We start from the raw sequence: 18,251 nt of genomic DNA on the forward strand, positions 1-18,251 counted from the left end.
TCGGCCAGGGCGGCGCAACCGCGACCGGTACGATCGCGGTTGGCGGCTTTGGTGGCGCGGCGGGTGATGGCGGTGATGTCACCGTGATCAACACTGGCTCTATCCAGACATCCGGCACCCGTTTCTACAGCGCCGATGACGATCCGAATTATGGCGAAGACGGCGATCTGGCCTATGGCATCTTCGCCCAGTCCATCGGCGGCGGCGGCGGCAATGGCGGCGCCGGCAACATGGATGGTTCGCGCGGCACCCGGAATGCCATCATCGAAAACAATGGCGACCTAGGCAGCACATTCCAGCCGGACATCAGCATCGGCATGGGCGGCTTCGGCGGTGCTTCCGGTGATGGCGGCAATGTGATCGTGACCAATAGCGGTTCGATCGTCACGACCGGCGACAACGCCCATGCCATTCTCGCCCAGTCCATTGGCGGCGGCGGTGGCAATGCGGGCGATGGTTACATCTCCAACGCCGGCGCAGTTTCCTTCGGCGGCGCCGGTGGCAATGCCGGCAATGGTGGCGACGTCACGGTCACTCATTCCGGTGATATCACCACGCATGGCATCGGCGCCTACGGCATCTTTGCCCAGTCGATCGGTGGCGGTGGCGGAAATGCCGGCGATACAACGATTGGTGTGCAGGAAGCCGGTGTGGACCTGGCCATCAACCCGTTTGGCGGCAATAGCGGCGATGGTGGCGATGTCACTATCAATTCCAGCGGTACGATCAATCTTCTTGGCGGCGGCGCCATCGGTATCTTCGCCCAGTCGATTGGCGGCGGCGGCGGCACTTTCGGGTCTGCGGACGGCCAGGGCTTCTTCGGCTCGGTAGGTGGTGAAGGTGAGGCCGGGCGGGTGACCGTCAATCACACCGGCGCCATCATTTCGACCGGCCGCAATGCGATTGCCTTCTTTGCGCAGAGCCTGGGGACCACCTTTGCTCCGGCTGAACCGATTGCCCTGATCGCACCTGAACAGGCCTCGGCGCAGTCCAGCGCCGGCCTCGTCGACTCCGTCAGCGATGGGATCGATACAAACTCCGAAATGCCTTCATTTGCAGACCGTTTCGGTCCGGCGGGTCTGGCGCAGTACGTTGATCCGGCCGCTCAGTCCGATGAGGTCGATGTGATGAGCGCGCTGGCAGCAGCGGCCATTACCGTGACTCTCGACAATGATATCCGCGGCGGTTCGGATCGCGGGATCGGCGTTTTCTTTGACGGCGGCGCGGACAATACGCTGTTCACCTCCGGCACTGTCTCTGCAGTGTCCGGCAATGCCATTGTTACGACGACGGGCAATGATCTGATCGAGAATACCGGCCTGGTTGTCGGCAATGTCGATCTGGGCTCGGGCGTGAACCGGTTTGACAATCAGGCGGGGGCAACTTTCATCGCCTTCGATACGATTGATCTCAGGGACAGCGCTGCCAGCCCGCAGACGGTTCTTCGCCAGGGCAATACCGTTCCATCCGCCGAAACGGCGCGGACCGCGGTGTCACAGGCCGAAGACGCGCCGCAGGTTGCGGATGTGGCAGTGTCCGCTGCTCCTGCCGCGTCAGAGCTGGCATCGGCAGCCCAGCCCGAACCGGTTGCGATCGGTGAGATTGGCCTGTCGTCCAAGCAACCTGTCCAGGCCGATCTGGTATCGGCGTCTCAGCCCGAGCCCGTCTCGATCGGCCAGATGGTCGCCTCGACCAAACGACCGGTTCAGGCGGATCTGGGAACCGGTTCCCAGCCAGCGACCGTGACACTGGCACCGGCAAGTGCGGGCACCTTCGAAGCGATCGAGTCCAAGGGGCCGCCGGTGCAGGACGTCCTGACGACCAGCTTGCCGAGCGTCGCGGCCCTGGATGCCAAGCCGTCAGTCCAGGTGATGGCGGACCTCAATCCGGCGGATGCCGCTAACCCACATGCCGGTGAGCCGACGAGCGTTGTGTCGGCGGCCAGTCCGGTTGGCGCAGCAACCTTCCGCAATGCCGGTCACTTCGTCATGGGTCTGTCGGCCTCTGCCTACCCCATCGACCTTCTCAACGGCGACACGTTCGGGAATTTCGACGCTGTTGGCGATCCCACGACCAATCTTCTCTATGGCGCGCGGGTCATCAACACGGTCGAGCTGGATGGGCATTTCGAACAAACTGAAAGCGGCCATCTGATATTTGATGTCGCTTATGGCCCATACGCTTCGGACCTGGTGAATGTGACCGGGAGCGCCACCGTCGACGGCACCGGCGATGTCACGCTGACCTGGCTGCAGGACCGCGAGGACGTCACGTTGTTCGCTGCTGCTGATGGCGGTGTCGACAACGGTTTGACGATCCGCGACACGCTGGCGGTCGACTTCTCGATTGCAGCCGATGCAGCGGGCATTCACCTGTTGATCGACACGGATTTCGGGCTGCCAAGCCTGAACCGCAACGGACGGGCGCTCGGTGGCCACATGGACTCGGCCCTCGATGTCGGCGGCTCTGCCGGTATCGGTCGTTTGCTGGCTTTCCTCGGCAATATGCAGGCCGATCAACTTGATCTCTACGAAGCGGTCTTCGCCGAACTCAATCCGGAGCCTCATCTTGCCGTCATGCATGGTCAGCTGAACTCGGCCAACAACTTTGCCGACGACCTGTTCAATTGCGGCTCACCGGTTGGTCGCCGCGATGATCAATGTGCGTGGTCCCGACTGGAAATGACCGCAAGCGCGCGCGATGCGAGCTTTGAAAACCTGCACACGGAAAGCGAGTCGATGCGCTTTACCGGCGGGTTTGAGCAGCGGGTCGGCGATGACTGGTCGATTGCGGCAGGCGTCAGCTACGAACAGACTGATCCGATCCGTATCGACGGACACCGGGCCCGGACTGAAAGCAGCGGTTTCGTTGTCGGTCTGGGAGCCGAGCGCAATCCGGCAAGCGGGCCCTATTATGGTGCATCCGTGTCGGGTGGTTGGTCATGGCACGAGACCGAGCGCGCGGTTGAGGTCTTTATCAGCGGCGTTGGCACATCATCGCCGGAAACCGGACATGCGCGCCTGGACGGCCATGTGGGAGAGAGCTTCCGTCATGGAAACATCTTTGCCCGCCCACAGGTCTCGGCCTCGCTGACGGCGCTGCACCATGCGGGACTGGTCGAAGACGGACTGGACGGTCTGGGTGTCGAGGTGCTGTCGGAAACCTCGCTGGTTGGCGCGTTCACACCGGAACTGACGGTTGGTCATATTTTCCGCGAGACCGACGACATGGTGGGAGTGGTTTCGATCACCGGCGGCCTGCAATTGAGCACGCACGACCGGCTCGAACTGCCGGTTCGCTTCCTTGGCGCCAATCCGCTGGCCGACCCGGCTGATATCGGTACGACTCTTGACGATCTGGTCTACCAGATTGGCGTTGATCTCGAGATTGCCGGCAATGAGCGCGTCGGGCTTAGTATTGGATACCAGGCCGAGTTTGGCGAAGAGACCGAACGCCAGCGTGCCGGTATCGATGTGCGGTTCCGCTTCTGATCGGGTCTGCGTGATCAAGAATTTGTACGGCCGGGTGCTGGTGGGCATCCGGCCGTACTTCACGGACGGATTGCATGAACCCCGGTCCGGGCGGTAGATGAACGCCATGTCAGACTGGATATTCGGGGAACGGGAATGAGTGCTCGAACGATTGTCATTACCGGTGGTGCCGGAATTCTGGGGCAGGCTGTCGCCCGCATGGCTGTTGCGGCGGGTTGCCAGGTGGCGCTCGTTGATCGCGCACCGATCGCGGATGACGCGAGCCTTGCCGGGCACATGCGACTGGGGGGGGTCGACTTGACCGACCGCCAGTCAGCCGGTGATGCCTTCGCTGCCATAGCGACCGATTTCGGCGGCATTGATGTGCTGTTGAACATTGCCGGCGGCTTCATCTGGGAAACGCTGGATGGTGGCAAGGTCGAGAGCTGGGAGCGCATGTTTGCCATCAATGTGCAGACAGCCGTCACCGCCTGTCAGGCCGCGATGCCCTGGTTGTGCGAAAGTCCTGCCGGGCGGATCGTCAATGTCGGCGCTGCCGGCGCGGTAAAGTCGGACGCTGGCATGGGCGCTTACGCGGCCTCGAAGGCTGGTGTCGCTCGATTGACTGAAAGCCTGTCGCGCGAATTGCTGGGCAAGGTCACGGTCAATGCGGTTCTGCCCTCCGTACTCGACACGCCCGCCAATCGGGCCGACATGCCGGATGCTGATCCAGCTGATTGGGTTGCGCCGGATGATCTCGCCGCGGTGATGTTGTTCCTGGCCAGTGAAGAGGCTCGCGCCGTCACCGGAGCCCTGCTGCCGGTTACCGGACGCGTCTGAGCGGTTCTGGCCGGACCCCGGAGAGGGGATTGCATGCCCAGTGACGCGACGTTCGAGATCTTTCTGGCTGTCCCTCCGGGCCTGGAGCCGGTTCTGCGTGCCGAGCTCGTCGAAAAAGGGTTCAAGGCGCCAAAGGCCGAACCCGGCGGCGTAACCATTTCCGGCGGATGGCCCGATGTCTGGCGGGCCAATCTGGAAGTGCGTGGCGCCAGCCGTATCCTCGCGCGAATAGGGTCATTCCGGGTCGTGCATCTATCCCAACTCGACAAGCGGGCGTGCCAGTTTGACTGGCTGACAGTGCTCAAACCCGGCGTTCCCGTGCGCGTCGACGCGAGCTGCCGCAAGTCGAAAATCTATCATGCCGGCGCTGCCGCCGAGCGCGTGGCCAATGCCATCGAAGCTGCGGTCGGTGTGCCGACCAGCGACGAGGCTACGGTTTGCGTGCGGGTGCGGATCGATGACAATCTGTGCACGCTGAGCATTGATACGTCCGGTGAGCTGCTACATCGTCGCGGCTTCAAGGCCGAGGTCAACAAGGCGCCGATGCGGGAAAATCTCGCTGCCCTGTTCCTGCGGGCATCCGGGTTTGACGGTGTTGAGCCAGTCCTCGATCCGATGTGCGGTTCCGGAACCTTCGTGATCGAAGCGGCAGAAATCGCCGGCCGGCTGGCGCCGGGTCGCGCGAGGGCATTCGCCTTCGAGCATCTGGCCGGTTTCGATGCCAAAGCCTGGCAATCGATGAAAGCCGAAGCTGCAGAGCGAGCTGCCAAAAGGTCTGTCGCATCTCGATATCGCGGGGCAGATCGCGATGAGGGGGCGATCCGCATGAGCCGGACCAATGCGCAGAGGGCCGGGATCGATGATGTCACCGTGTTTGACGTCTGCCCGGTGGAAAAGCTGGAGCGTCCTGACGGTCCAGCCGGGCTGGTGATCGTGAACCCGCCCTATGGAGCCCGCATCGGTAACCGGAAAAGCCTGTACGGTGTCTACGGATCACTCGGCGACACAATGCGGACCCGGTTTTCCGGCTGGCGTGTCGGTTTGATCACGACAGACCCGGCCCTGGCGCGCGCGACCCGGCTTCCCTTTGCGCCACCCGGTCGTCCGGTCGATCATGGCGGCCTCAAGATCCGTCTCCATCTGACCCGGCCGCTCCGCTAATCCGGTCCGGCCTATTCGATCTCGAAAGGCTTTGCGTGACCCGGACGGGCCACTGTCGCCGCGTCACGCCACCAGACGCTGCCAGAGCTGGCGCGGAGGCAACCCGCAACGCGTTTCAGGGCTTGCTTTTGCGGCTTTGCGGACCATTTATGCGGGCAGGAGATTGCCCATGCACCGTGCCCGTTTTTTGATTGTCGTTCTTATCGCCTTCCTCGCCATGACGGCGATCATCGCTGTCCGGGCCTTGTTGCCGGCGGAAGAGGGAGCAATGATGCGCGGCGAGCGCGTGGTGGCCGTTGCGGTCGCTGAGGTGCCGGAGGTCGTATTTGCCGACATTGTTGAAGCCCTCGGTACGGCCCGCGCCAATGAGACCGTCACCATCACGGCACGGGTCACTGACACGATTTCCCGTATCAATTTCGAGTCCGGCCAGCAGGTCGAGGCCGGAGAGATTCTCGTTGAGCTAACCGATACCGAAGAGGCCGCCGGTCTCGCAGAGGCGCGGACGACCTTGCGCGAAGCCCAACGGGACCTGACCCGAACCACCGATCTGGTGGCTCGAGCCGTCGTGCCTCAATCGCGTCTGGACGAAGCGACCGCCGTTGTCGAACGTGCCCGTGCCCGCGTCTCCTCCATCGAGGCGCAGCTGGCCGACCGCATCGTGCGCGCGCCTTTCGCCGGCCTGGTTGGTCTGCGCGAAGTCAGCTTGGGCGGACTGGTCCGGCCGGGTGACGCGATCGCGCGTCTCGATGATGCCAGCCTGATCAAGCTCGATTTTACCGTGCCTGAGCGATTCCTGTCGGTCGTTTCTGCTGGCATGCAGATCGCTGCGCGGACTTCGGCCTATCCGGATGAAGTCTTCACGGGTGCGATTGCCCAGGTCGATAGCCGCATCGATCCCGTCACCCGCAGCGTCACGATCCGGGCGGAGATTGAAAACCGGGACGGGCGCCTGCTGCCTGGCCAGTTGATGACCGTGGAAGTGCGCCGCGATGAACGCAGCCAGCCGGCGGTTCCGGGATCGGCCCTGACCCGCTATCTCGATCAGACTTTCGTTTATGTTGTTGAGGAAGACGCCGATGGCGTCTACGCGCGGCAACGCACGATCCAGCTGGGACGCCGCTCAGGTCAGATGGTGGAAGTCCTGGATGGCTTGCTGCCGGGCGAGCGGATTATCACCGAAGGTGTCCATCGGATCCGGGATGGGTCGCAGGTCCAGATCGCCCGCGAACTCCGTCTGGATGCAGGCGGCGTGGTGGCCGGGGTCGCCGCCAGCGGCGGTGAGGCGGCGCAATGACCCTCTCGGATGTTGCGGTTCGTCGCCCCGTTCTGGCCTTTGTCTTCTGCGCCCTGATCGTTGTCTTTGGCGTGCTCGGGCTGCGCGATTTGCCGTTGCGCGAACTTCCCGATGTCGATCGACCTGTGGTCTCTGTCTCGGCTGGTTATCCCGGAGCCAATGCCGAGGTGGTCGAAAACCGGGTCACCCAGATTATCGAGGACCAGCTGTCCGGTATCGACGGTGTGGAGACAATTACCTCTTCCTCGCGTGACAGCTCGTCCCGCGTCACCATTACCTTCTCGCTCGACCGCAATATCGAAGCGGCTGCCAATGATGTCCGCGATGCGGTTTCACGTGTGATCGACCGACTGCCTCAGGACGTCGAGCAGGTCGAAGTGCGTAAGCAGGACAGCGATGCGCGCCCGTTTGTCTGGTATAACCTCCTATCGGACCGGCTGACCTCCGAGGAGCTCTCCGACTATGCCGAGCGGGCGTTGCTTGACCGTTTTTCAGTCATCGATGGTGTGGCCCAGGTCCGGATCGGCGGGCAGAGACGGTACTCGATGCGGATCTGGCTGGACCCGCAGGCGATGGCGGCGCGCGGCGTGACCGTGGCCGACATCGATGGTGCCCTGCGTGCCCAGAATGTCGAGGTTCCCGGCGGATCGGTCGAGACGCCCGACACACAGATCGTTGTCCGGGTCGAACGACTGTTTGCCGACCCGGACGCGTTTGCCCGCCTGCCGATTTCGCGGACTGGTGAAGGACATGTGATCCGCCTGGCCGAGGTCGCCGATGTGGAGCTGGCAGCGGAAGAACCCCGTACCCTTTTTCGTGGCAATGGCCAGAACATGATCGGTTTGGGTTTCGTCCGGCAGAGCCAGGCCAATTCGGTCGAAGTCTCCGACTCGATCAGTGTCGAGGCCGAGCGGGTCCGGCTGACCCTGCCCGAAGGCATGGAGTTGATCTCTGCTTCCGACGACACGGTCTTCATCGAAGAGTCGATCAAGGAAGTCTGGCGCACGCTGGCGATCGCCGCGACCCTGGTTGTCCTGGTGATCTATCTCTTCCTGGGCAGCCTGCGTGCTGCGATCATTCCCGCCGCGGTCGTTCCGGTCTGCCTGATCGGTGTTTTTGCCATCCTTGCGGTCGCAGGCTTCTCGATCAATATCCTGACTTTGCTGGCGCTGGTCCTGGCCATCGGCCTGGTGGTCGATGATTCCATTGTCGTACTCGAAAATATTCAGCGGCGGGTGGACCTTGGCGAGCCACCGGCTCTGGCCTCCTTGCGGGGCGGCCGCCAGGTTTTCTTTGCGGTCGTCGCCACCACTGCGGTTCTGGTCGCGGTGTTTGTCCCGCTGGTTTTCCTGCCCGGCTTCATCGGACGCATCTTCACCGAGCTCGCCCTGACAATCGCCGGGGCAGTGGTCCTCTCGAGCTTTGTCGCCCTGACCCTGTCGCCGATGATGGCCTCAAAGCTCCTGCGTCCGAGCCGTGAGGCGAGAGGTCTGGCAAAATGGGTCGATGGATTCGTCAACGCCGCGCGGCGGTCCTATCGCGAAAGCCTCGAAGTGGCGTTGAAGGCGCCATTACTGATGGTTCCCTTCGTCGGCGTGGCGATGGCCGGCTCTGTCTTCCTGCTCGACCGCCTGCCCGCCGAGCTGACCCCACCGGAGGACCGCGGTTCGTTCTTTGGCCGCTTTGCCGGCCCGGAAGGGGCGAGCTTTGATTACATGTCGGCCCAGGCCGACGAAGTTGAAGCCATTGCGATGGACTATGTCGACTCGGGCGAGCTGCGCCGGGTCCTGGTGATTTCACCGGGCTGGGGCGGTAGTGGATTCAATTCGGGGTTTGTCATCGGCACCATGACCGATTGGGATGAGCGGCGCCCGGGCAGTGAGATCATGCAAGAGTTCAATGGCCGCCTCGGGCAGCTCACAGGTGTCCAGGCCTTCGCCTCGATGCGGTCCTCGCTGGGAGGCGGAGGCGGAGGTGACGATGTCCAGTTCGTCCTTTTGGGTCCCGACTATGCTGCCCTCGACCGCCAAGCCGAGCGTCTGATGATGGCCGTTCGGGAAGGTAATCCCGGCCTGATGCGCGCGCGCAAGAATTACGAGCCGACCAGCCCGCGCCTCATCGTTGATATCGATCGCGAACGGGCCGCGGACCTGGGCGTTTCTGTCGCCGAAATCGGGCAGACCCTGCAGACCCATCTCGGCTCGCGCCGGGTTGGCCAGTTCATCGATCGCGGTGAAGCCTATAATGTGATCATGGAGAACCGGCGCGAGGCGCGGTCCAGCGCCCAGGATCTGGAATCCCTTTATGTGTCCGGTCGGACCGGGCAGTTGATCCCGCTCTCCAACCTGGTCTCCCTGAGCGAGGTTGGTGAAGCTTCGTCACGCAATCGGGTTGATCGCCAGCGCGCCATAACGGTCTCTGCGACGCTGGCCGAAGGCTATACGCTGGGTGAGGCTGTCGCCTGGCTGGACGACTGGGCCCAGCGCGACCTGCCACCTGAAATGAGCACGACCTATCTGGGCGGCGCAAAGGAATTCCTAAACGCCAACTCCGCCGTGCTATTCGCCTTCGGCATGGCCCTGCTGATCGTCTTCCTGGTGCTGGCGGCCCAGTTCGAGAGTCTGATCCAGCCGCTGGTGATCATGCTGACCGTGCCACTCGCCGTTGCCGGTGGTCTGTTCGGGCTGGAGCTGGTGGGGTCGAGCCTCAATATCTACTCGCAGATCGGTCTGGTGATCCTGATCGGTCTGGCGGCCAAGAACGGTATCCTGATCGTCGAGTTCGCCAATCAATTGCGAGAGACCGGGCGCGATCTGCGCACCGCCACGCTCGACGCCGCTGAGACTCGCTTCCGGCCAATCCTTATGACCGGTATTTCGACTGCCATCGGAGCCTTCCCGCTGGTTATCGGCACCGGTCCGGGGGCGGAAAGCCGGATCACGATCGGCGTGGTAATCTTTGCCGGCGTCACGGTGGCGACGCTCTTCACCCTGTTCGTCGTGCCGGTCGCCTATGGCGTGCTGGGACGTTTCACCAAAACCCCGAACTGGGTCTCCCGTCAGCTCGAGGCGGAGGCCCGTGCGGCGGGCGATGAAGCTGTCGAGACGCCCGCCGAGTAGTTGCCGCTTCAGAGCTTGCCGGTGAAATCCGGTGTCCGCTTGGCGAGGAAGGCGCGATAGCCTTCCTGGAAGTCCTCGCTGCGAAAGGCGTCGAGGAAGAGCTGACGCGTTTCGTCGGTATCGTGATCGACGCCGGCCCGGATCAGATGGATGACGCGCTTGATCGCACGGGCTGACCCCGCCGACCGCGACAGCATGGTGGCCAGATAGGACTCGACCTCCGCGTCGAGGCTGTCGGGTTCGAAGCAACGATTGATCAGCCCGATATCGAGGGCCTCTGCCGCATCCACCAGACGCGCCGAATAGAGCAGGTCCTTCGCGACCGGCACGCCGACCGCGTCGATCAGGCGCTTTGTGTCGTTGAGTGTATAGGCCAGCCCCAGCTTGGCCGGTGTGATGCCGAACCGGCTGTCGGACGCGGCAAAGCGCAGGTCGCAAGACAGGGCCAGGCCACAGCCGCCGCCAACACAGGCTCCGCGGATGACCGCCAGGGTCGGTTTGGGAAAGTGAGCCAGCCCGTCGAGGCCTTCGGCAATGGCTTTGGAATAGGCCTCGGCGGCCTCGGCCGTGGCATAGACCGTCTCGAACTCGGAGATGTCAGCGCCAGCCGTGAAGGTGCCGCCTTCACCGCGGACCAGCAACAACTTGATCGACGGATCGTCCGCGGCTACGGCGAGAATCTCAGGCAGGGCGGACCACATTTGCGCACTCAACGCATTACGCCGCTCTGGTCGATTCAGGACCAGCTCGGCGTGGTGATCATGGTGTTGCAGATAAATGGGTGCATGGGTCACGGCAGGTATCCGGCTGGCGAACAAGGCGTTCCTATCTGCGCCTGCCCGGCCCGTTGTCGCAAGGGGTGAACCCGGCGCGTCTCAGCGGGAGTACTGGATTTCGCGCTTCACGTCGCCAGACACAGCTGCCCGAGCGCCGAGCTCGGAACGGGCCCGTCGACCCGCGTGTTCCCAATGGCGATCAAAGCGAACCAAGCTCTCAATCCGGGAGGTCGGCAAGGCGCCAGAGAATTTGAATTGTTTAATTTGACAGTTCGCTTCCAGCATACTCAAAATTGGAAAATCTGAAGCGCCAGCAGAAACAAGGCGCGCGATCCGATATGCTGGGAGGCAGGATATGGCCGCAAATGCGACCAACGGGGCGCTATCGCCGCCGCGCGGGGTGGACCATAACGGCGTTCCGGAGGTCCGGCGGTCGACAATTTTCCTGCATGGGTCGCTGGCGCTGCCCCTGGCCGTTTACGGCTATCCGCTGGCAATCTGGCTGCCGGCCCACTACGCGGGGCATTTGGGAATCTCGCTCTCGATGATCGGCCTGATCATCATGGTGGCGCGATTCACTGACGTGTTCACCGACCCGTTGATGGGAGAGATATCCGATCGTGGCCGGACCCGGTTCGGGCGCCGCAAGCCCTATATCGCGCTGGGGGCCCCGGCGTTGATGATCTCGACCTGGTTCCTGTTCGTGCCGCCCGAGGGGGCTGGTCTGGTCTATTTCCTGATCTGGCTGACGCTGTTTTTCGCCAGTGCGACCATGATCCAGATTCCCTTCAGGGCCTGGGGCGCCGAGCTGTCCGCCGACTATCATGTCCGCAGCCAGGTGACCGCCGCGCGCGAATTTTACTATCTGACCGGCCTGCTGATGGCTGCCGCCGTGCCCATGGTGATCGAGATTTTCGCCGATGGCGGAGCGGTCACCGAGATATTCAGTGCCATCTGGCGCGATGTCACGGGCGCCTTTACCGGTGAACTCATGACGCGGACGCCGACCAGTCGGGCTGCCCTGACCGGGCCGGTCCTGATGGGGTTGGCGTTTGCGATCATTGTGTCGGTGCCGGTTCTGACATTGTTGATCCTGGCGACCGTCAAGGAGCCGCCGCCCGCCCTGCGGGAGCGCGTACCGATGATCGAGGGCTTCCGGCATCTCTGGCGGAATGGCCCGATGCGACGCATCTTGATCATCGCCTTCCTGGTGATTGCTGGCGAAAGTCTCCGCAACGCTGTGTCATTGTTCTTCATCCGCGACATCATCGGCATCCCGACGATCGGGGCGGCTTATTTTCTCTATTTCATTGCGGGAATTGCCGCGATCCCGTTCTGGCTTTGGCTGGGCAAGCAGATTGGAAAACATCGCGCCTTCATGGTCACCCTGGCGTTCGTCAGCGTTGTGAGTGCAGCCAATCTATTGCTGGGACGCGGTGACTATCTGGCTTTTTTCTGCCTGTTCCTGCTCAAGGGCTTTGCCTTTGGCGGGTTGCAATTCCTGCCGCTGGCGATGCTGGCTGACGTCGTCGACATCGACAGTGCCCGGTCGGGCGGACGGCGGGCAGGGACATATTTTGCCGTTCTCGGGCTGTCCGAGAAGCTCGCGGCGGCAGTGTTCACGGGACTGGCGCTGAATATTGTCGGCTTGCTGGGCTATCACGCGTCCGGCGGGGTTGATGGTTCGACCGATATTGGCGTGCTGTCATTGCGCCTGGTGTACTGCCTCGGCCCGATTGGGCTGTATGCGCTCTCGTTGCCCCTGATCTGGAGTTATCCGCTGACGCCGAAGCGGCATGCTCGGCTGCACGCAGGCCTTGAACGGCGCAATATTCGACGGGCGATCGCGGCCGGAATGGAGCGGCCAACGGTCTGATGGACCGGATCGCGATCTGCAGAGTGGCGGACTGAATGTCAGGCAGCGTCGCGGCGGCGGCGGGTTTTCAACTGCGCGACCGGCAAGGGGTGGCCGAAATGCCAGCCCTGCAAATATTCAAAGCCCAACAGTCGTAGCATGGCAGCCTGACCTTCGGTCTCGACGCCTTCAGCGACCATGTCCAGGGACAGGGCATCGCCCAGAAGGGCGAGAGCCTGCAGCATCTTGTTGGCGCCTTCGCCACGGCCGATCGTCTGCACGAATGTCTTGTCGATCTTGATCTTCGAGAAGGGCAACATGTGCAGGTAACCCATTGAGGCAAACCCGGTGCCGAAATCGTCAAGATTTACCTTGAAGCCAGCGTTATGGAGCTCAATCAATCGGGTTTTTGCCTGGTCGAAGTCTTCCACCAGAACAGCTTCGGTCAACTCGAATTCGATGGCATCCGCCGTCATGCCGTGGGCGTGTAGCTCGCGGAGATAGCGCTCGCACAGTCGAGCGTCATTGAGCTGTGCCGGCGACAGGTTGATTGACACGGTATGGGTGGCCCCTGGTCCGATTTCCTCGCAGACACTGTGGACCACGAAGTCTCCGAGGCGTCGGATGAGTTTCGAGCTCTCGGCGACCGGAATGAAAACGTCCGGTGGCACGGCGCCGCGAGTCGGGTGCTCCCAGCGTAGCAGGGCCTCCACCGACGCGGTGCTGCCATCGGTCGCACGCGCGATCGGTTGGTAGACGACGAAGAACTCGTTGCGGTCGAGCCCGGCTTCGATATCGGCTTCCAGTGCCCGCCGCGCGTCGGCTTCAAGTCCAAGGCTGGCATTGAAGACCAGCGGCTTGTCCAACTGGTCTGCCTTGGCCCGGTACATCGCAAGGTCAGCGTCATGGATAAGCTGGCTGAACGGTTTCGGGTGCCCGCAATCGGAATGTGCAATGCCAATGGCCGCGCCGATCTCGAACTGGCGACCGTCAACTTCAAATGGCTTGGCGAGGCTGTCGGCCAGGCGGCGTGCGATGTCTAGCGCCTCGCTGGCACGGTCCTCGCCGACCAGGGCGCAGGCGAATTCGTCGCCCCCGATGCGGGCAATATGAATGCTGGCATCGACCGCTCCGCGAAACCGGTGGGCGACGCGGCGGATGACGTCATCTCCGGCCCGGTGGCCAGCCTTGTCATTGACAGCTTTGAACCCGTTCAGGTCGATATAGATCACGGCGGCTTCGCCATTCTTTGCTGCCGCGGTCGCGGCCGTGCTCTCGATGAAGCTCGTGAAACCGTGACGATTGGGCAAGCCCGAAAGATTGTCGGTTCCTGCGGCGATGATCGCGCGCTTTTCATTGCCGGCCGCATGGCGAGCCAGAGCACGCGCCTTGTTGGCAATCAGTTGCGCGCAAACGAAGAAGGCGGCGATATAGGCGAGCAGCGGCAGGAAGGCGATGCGGAGTGTATCGAGACCTGGGCGGGAGGCCTGCCAGCTTAGCCAGCCGACCGAGTGCCCGGCGTCGTCGGTGATTTCCAGCCCGGACACCCCGCGAGGCATGGCTCCCTGATGGAGCGCGACGTCGGCGACAAGAAACACCTCTTCCGACTCGGCCAGAAAGCTCTCATCCATCGCAGTTCCGATCACAATGATCGTGTCGCTCGCCGGGTCGGTCATCGACCGCCTGTCCGCGTATTCCCCGACTACGGTCGCGGAGGCCAGATAAACTTGCCCGTCGAGCTTGAGAAAATGGGTCGCGATGAACCGGTCCGCACGGTAGCCATGCGCGAGATCTTCCCGCAGGGCCTGGACTTGTTCGACTGACAGTACATCAGAGCGTAAACGCTCGCCGGTTTCGCGATGCCAGGCCATTCCGTCGCCATTGTCGCGGCCATACAGGCCGACAAAATCAAAGGCTGAATGGTCAGAGAAGGATGAGGCGAGGCTACCGGTGAGGACGTCCTTCCGGCGGTCATTCCAGAGCTCGAGCAACTCGCCCCACCAGCCATAGTCGGCCACCCAAGTCTCGTTCTGACGGGAGGCGGCTTCCAGGCCGGCGGTCAGGAGCTGGCGGTCATTCTGTTCGGCATTCCGGTTGAGAGCACCAACAAAGAAGTAAATGGTCAGGACCGAAGCGATCAGACTCAACAAGGTCGCCACATTGATGTAGCGCCCGAGCGTGCTATCGAGTGTCCGTCCCATCCAGTCCACCTGTTGGTCTTCTTGGAAAGTGGAGGTTGGGGGCAAGTAGTAAAGGTCTGGTCAGCGCCAGGCGAGAAAACTGCGAAAACTGCAGTTTCTGATCAGGACATTCCTCATATTTCATGCAAGCTGCGGGGTCTGGACCGGTCTGATTGCGATCCTGGCGGCTAGGGTTTGCGATATACAAATTGCCCGACATCAATGCGCCCGGTCCTGAATCCGGCTTCGCAATAGGCCAGGTAGAAGCGCCAGATTCGGTCAAATTTCGCGTCGAATCCTGAAGCCTCGATATCGGGCCAGCTGGCCCGATAGGCGCGGTGCCAGTGGGCAAGTGTCTGCGCATATCCCGATCCGAACATGGTCGCGCCGATTTCGGTCAGGCCCGCGTTGTGGGCAAGTGCGGATAATCTGGATGCCGGGGGGAGCATGCCTCCCGGGAACACATATTTCTGGATGAAGTCCGCGGAGCCCCGGTATTCATCGAAATCGGATTCTCGAATGGTGATCACCTGCAATGCAGCCCCGCCGCCCGGCTTCAGGCAGTGGTTCAATTGCTCGAAATAGGTTGGCCAATGGGCTTCTCCGACCGCTTCGAACATTTCGATCGAGGCTATGGCATCGAATTCTTCGGTCACGTCGCGATAATCCTGCAGGCGCAGATCGACGCGGTCCGCGATCCCGGCAGCTTCTATCCGCGCTTGGGCATACTCGAGTTGCGCGGTTGATAGCGTGAGGCCGGTGACGTGGCAGCCAAACTCCCGAGCTGCGACCTCCGCGAATCCACCCCAACCGCAGCCAATCTCCAGCACTCGGTCGCCGCGCTTCAAGTCCAGGCTGGCACAGATGCGTCGGTATTTTCTGGCCTGTGCGTCGGCAAGTCGTTCGTCCTCCCTTTCAAACATTGCCGCCGAATAGGTCATGCTCTCGTCGAGCCAGTGGCGGTAGAAGGCATTGCCCAAATCATAGTGGAACGAGATGTTGCGGCGGCTGCCCCGGCGCGTGTTCGCGTTGAGCCAATGCTGGAACCTCGCCAGCAGGCGGCTGGGACCGTTCTTGCCGGACAGGGAGGCGTTGGAGTCGAGCTCTCTTGCGAGGGCGGTCAGCAAGGCCGGCAGGTCGGAGGTCCGCCATTCGTCGTTCACATAGCCTTCTGAAAAGCCCAACACGCCGCTGGCGGAAATGCGGAGCAGGGCATTCCATCGGCGGACCGTCCAGTCCGCGCGGGCCGCAGCAGTTTCGGGGCCGACATGAAAGGCGTAGCCACCGGGCAGCTCCACCCTCAAGCGAAACGCCGTCAGTCCCGCCAGCGCCTGCGAGATCCGGCTTTTCGCAAGGGCTTGCAGGCGCGAGGGTCTCGTCGCACCGGTCGCGGTTTGATTGTCACAAGCGTCCATCAGTGTCTCCCGGGCAGGGTGTCAATGGTGTCGCGGCGGGGCGCAAAGACTGCCAGCCCCTTCAGGCGCAAGCGCAGCGCCTCCCACAGGATACCAAAAAAAATACGGGTTGTGTTGGTCGCCACGAGCCAGGCGGCCGAATGCAGGGCTCGAGGTTCCAGGGGGCTGAGGCGGGCGGTGTGAGCGGCGCTGAGCACTACGTCCCCCTCCCGGATCAGTTGGATCGAGAGCCGGTACTGTTCATCGGTCCGGGACAGGCGGAAGCGATAATGCCCCTCCACGGGATTGAACGGCGAAACGAAGAACCGCTTTTTGGTCTGTAGATGTTGGGCGGCATTGCCGTCACCAGGGTCGTCGACCGGAAAGGCGTAGGAACAGCGGCCGCCGTGAAAATTGCTGACTTCGAAGATCAGACCGGCCAATCCGCCTCGGGGGTGATGAGCGAAGAAAACCGACACCGGGTTGAACGCCAGGCCGAGAATACGCGGCGCCGCCAGCAACTGGATACGGCCGATGGGCGACGTCGATCCGGCGTCCGTCAGGCGCTTTTCGACCCAGGCGCGGAGCGATGGTCCATCGCCTCCATAGTCTGAAGTATACAGGCTGACGAAGCCCGGGCGGTTGAAACCGAATGTCCAGCCTCTGGATGCCGGAGCCTCCGGGCCATCGATATCGACCAGCACCGAGGCCACGCGGTAGCGCAGGCTGTGATGCCTTGGCAGGCGGCGCGTATGGCCGACCTGGCCGATCAGGAGTGAGGCGCCGGTCGGGGTCATTCAGCTGCTATCGCCAGCCCTGGCGCGGATTGGCCGAGGCGGTTGTTCGTCCAGGCGATGCGGGCATCCATGTCCGGTGCAGACCAGGGGCGTTTTTCCACACCGATGGCATCGGCCACCCGAAGCCCCGATTGCAACCCGTCTTCATGGAAGCCGGAACCCAGCCAGGCGCCACCATACCAGGTTCCACGCCGCCCCTGGATCTCACCGAAATCCGACTGCGCGACGAGCGCGGCGTGGTCGAATACCGGGTGTGCGTAGTGATCGGTCCGCAAGACGCGGCTCGGGTCCGGTGCAGTGGTCGGGTTGAGCGTGACAAAGATCGGCTTGTCCGTTGGCAGCGGTTGCAGGCGATTCATCCAATAGGTCAGGCTGATTTCGCGTGTGTCACGTTCCCCGCGCTCGAGATAGTTCCAGCTGGCCCAGGCCGCCCGGCGGCGCGGCATGAAGCTGTCGTCGGTGTGCAGGACGGCGATGTTGGGCCGGTAGCGTATTGCCGAGAGCAGTTTGTGTTCTTCAGGATCTGCATCGTCCAGCAGTTTCAGGGCTTGGTCCGAATGGCAGGCCAGGACGACATCGTCGAACTCGGCCCGATGGCCTTGGTCAAGTGTCAGGGTGACGCCGGCAGGCGTCCGGCTTACCCGGTGCACCGGGGTGCCGGTCTTGATGTGTCCGGCAATCGCGGTCGACAAGGCGCGGACATAGGTCTGGCTTCCGCCCGTCACAGTCCGCCAGGCCGGCCGGTCCGTGAGCTGAAGCAGGCCGTGATTGAGAAAGAAGCGAAAAAAGGCATCGGCCGGGAAGCCACGCATCTGATCGACCGGTGACGACCAGATAGCGGCGCACATGGGAAGGATGTGATCTTCTCGAAAGGCGTCCGAATAGCCGTGAGCTTGCAGGAACTCATCCAGCGACAGGGCTGTTGCTTCGCGATCCGGGACGCGCGCATGGCGGTTGAGCCGCATGATGTCTGCGATCATGCGCCACATCCGCGGACGCACCAGGTTGCGTCTCTGGGCAAACAGGCCGGTCGGATTGGAGGAGTATTCGAACCCGCCATCTGAGATGGATGCGGCGAAGGACATATCGCTCGGCGATGAATGGACCTGAAGATGGTCCAGCATGCCGACGAAATTGGGATAGTTGCGTGGATTGTAGACGATGAAGCCGGTGTCGACCCCGAATTCGGTCCCGTCAATCGCAATGTCGGCGGTGTTTGCGTGTCCGCCGAGCCTGTCAGAAGCTTCGAACAGGGTCACCTTATGCCGTGTCGACAAACGCCAGGCTGCGGCGAGGCCGGCTATTCCAGACCCGATCACGGCAATGCGGCGGGGGGCTTGGTTCATGGGGCGTCCTGTCGGT

11 protein-coding genes are annotated in these 18,251 nt (G+C 62.5%); 6 read left to right on the forward strand and 5 right to left on the reverse strand.

Annotated features, from left to right (window positions below; translation table 11 throughout):
- The 5 genes from ACN0X9_RS13995 to ACN0X9_RS14015 form a co-directional block, all read left to right on the forward strand.
- Positions 1-3,491, forward strand: a 3,491-nt coding sequence (locus ACN0X9_RS13995; RefSeq protein ID WP_417488184.1) for an autotransporter domain-containing protein, incomplete at its 5' end; no start/stop codon positions are given.
- Between the two features lie 135 nt (positions 3,492-3,626).
- Positions 3,627-4,310, forward strand: coding sequence for an SDR family NAD(P)-dependent oxidoreductase (locus ACN0X9_RS14000; protein ID WP_417488185.1), 684 nt, complete (start codon positions 3,627-3,629; stop codon positions 4,308-4,310).
- 33 nt (positions 4,311-4,343) lie between these two features.
- Complete coding sequence (locus tag ACN0X9_RS14005; protein WP_417488186.1) at positions 4,344-5,471, forward strand: THUMP domain-containing class I SAM-dependent RNA methyltransferase; 1,128 nt, start codon at positions 4,344-4,346, stop codon at positions 5,469-5,471.
- 169 nt (positions 5,472-5,640) lie between these two features.
- Positions 5,641-6,768 carry an efflux RND transporter periplasmic adaptor subunit gene (locus tag ACN0X9_RS14010; protein WP_417488187.1) on the forward strand — a complete coding sequence of 376 codons (1,128 nt, stop codon included), beginning with the start codon at positions 5,641-5,643 and terminating at the stop codon, positions 6,766-6,768.
- Entirely contained in the window at positions 6,765-9,887 is a 3,123-nt protein-coding gene (locus tag ACN0X9_RS14015) for an efflux RND transporter permease subunit (protein WP_417488188.1), read from the forward strand. Before ACN0X9_RS14010 ends, ACN0X9_RS14015 begins: the two co-directional genes overlap by 4 nt.
- Positions 9,888-9,895: 8 nt before the next feature.
- On the opposite strand, the gene ACN0X9_RS14020 is transcribed toward ACN0X9_RS14015, so the two are convergent.
- Positions 9,896-10,681: an enoyl-CoA hydratase/isomerase family protein gene (locus ACN0X9_RS14020; protein ID WP_417488189.1), complete on the reverse strand. Its 786-nt coding sequence runs from the start codon at positions 10,679-10,681 to the stop codon at positions 9,896-9,898.
- A 337-nt stretch (positions 10,682-11,018) separates the two neighbouring features.
- Between ACN0X9_RS14020 and ACN0X9_RS14025 the strand changes: the two genes are divergently transcribed.
- The gene (locus ACN0X9_RS14025; RefSeq protein WP_417488190.1) at positions 11,019-12,539 is read left to right on the forward strand and encodes an MFS transporter; all 1,521 of its coding nucleotides are present in this window, start codon (positions 11,019-11,021) and stop codon (positions 12,537-12,539) included.
- Between the two features lie 38 nt (positions 12,540-12,577).
- Here the strand turns inward: ACN0X9_RS14025 and ACN0X9_RS14030 are convergent, their stop codons facing one another.
- The 4 genes from ACN0X9_RS14030 to ACN0X9_RS14045 all read right to left on the reverse strand — a co-directional run bounded on the left by ACN0X9_RS14030 (position 12,578) and on the right by ACN0X9_RS14045 (position 18,235).
- Positions 12,578-14,719: a putative bifunctional diguanylate cyclase/phosphodiesterase gene (locus ACN0X9_RS14030; protein ID WP_417488191.1), complete on the reverse strand. Its 2,142-nt coding sequence runs from the start codon at positions 14,717-14,719 to the stop codon at positions 12,578-12,580.
- Between the two features lie 167 nt (positions 14,720-14,886).
- Complete coding sequence (locus ACN0X9_RS14035) at positions 14,887-16,113, reverse strand: class I SAM-dependent methyltransferase (RefSeq protein ID WP_417488192.1); 1,227 nt, start codon at positions 16,111-16,113, stop codon at positions 14,887-14,889.
- Positions 16,113-16,889: a DUF1365 domain-containing protein gene (locus tag ACN0X9_RS14040; protein ID WP_417488193.1), complete on the reverse strand. Its 777-nt coding sequence runs from the start codon at positions 16,887-16,889 to the stop codon at positions 16,113-16,115. Before ACN0X9_RS14040 ends, ACN0X9_RS14035 begins: the two co-directional genes overlap by 1 nt.
- Positions 16,886-18,235 (reverse strand): NAD(P)/FAD-dependent oxidoreductase, encoded by a 1,350-nt coding sequence (locus tag ACN0X9_RS14045; RefSeq protein ID WP_417488194.1) that lies wholly within the window; start codon positions 18,233-18,235, stop codon positions 16,886-16,888. Before ACN0X9_RS14045 ends, ACN0X9_RS14040 begins: the two co-directional genes overlap by 4 nt.
- Positions 18,236-18,251: the final 16 nt, after the last annotated feature.

The sequence above is a fragment of the Maricaulis sp. genome (genome assembly GCF_048268525.1).
In the GTDB taxonomy this organism is placed as follows: domain Bacteria; phylum Pseudomonadota; class Alphaproteobacteria; order Caulobacterales; family Maricaulaceae; genus Maricaulis.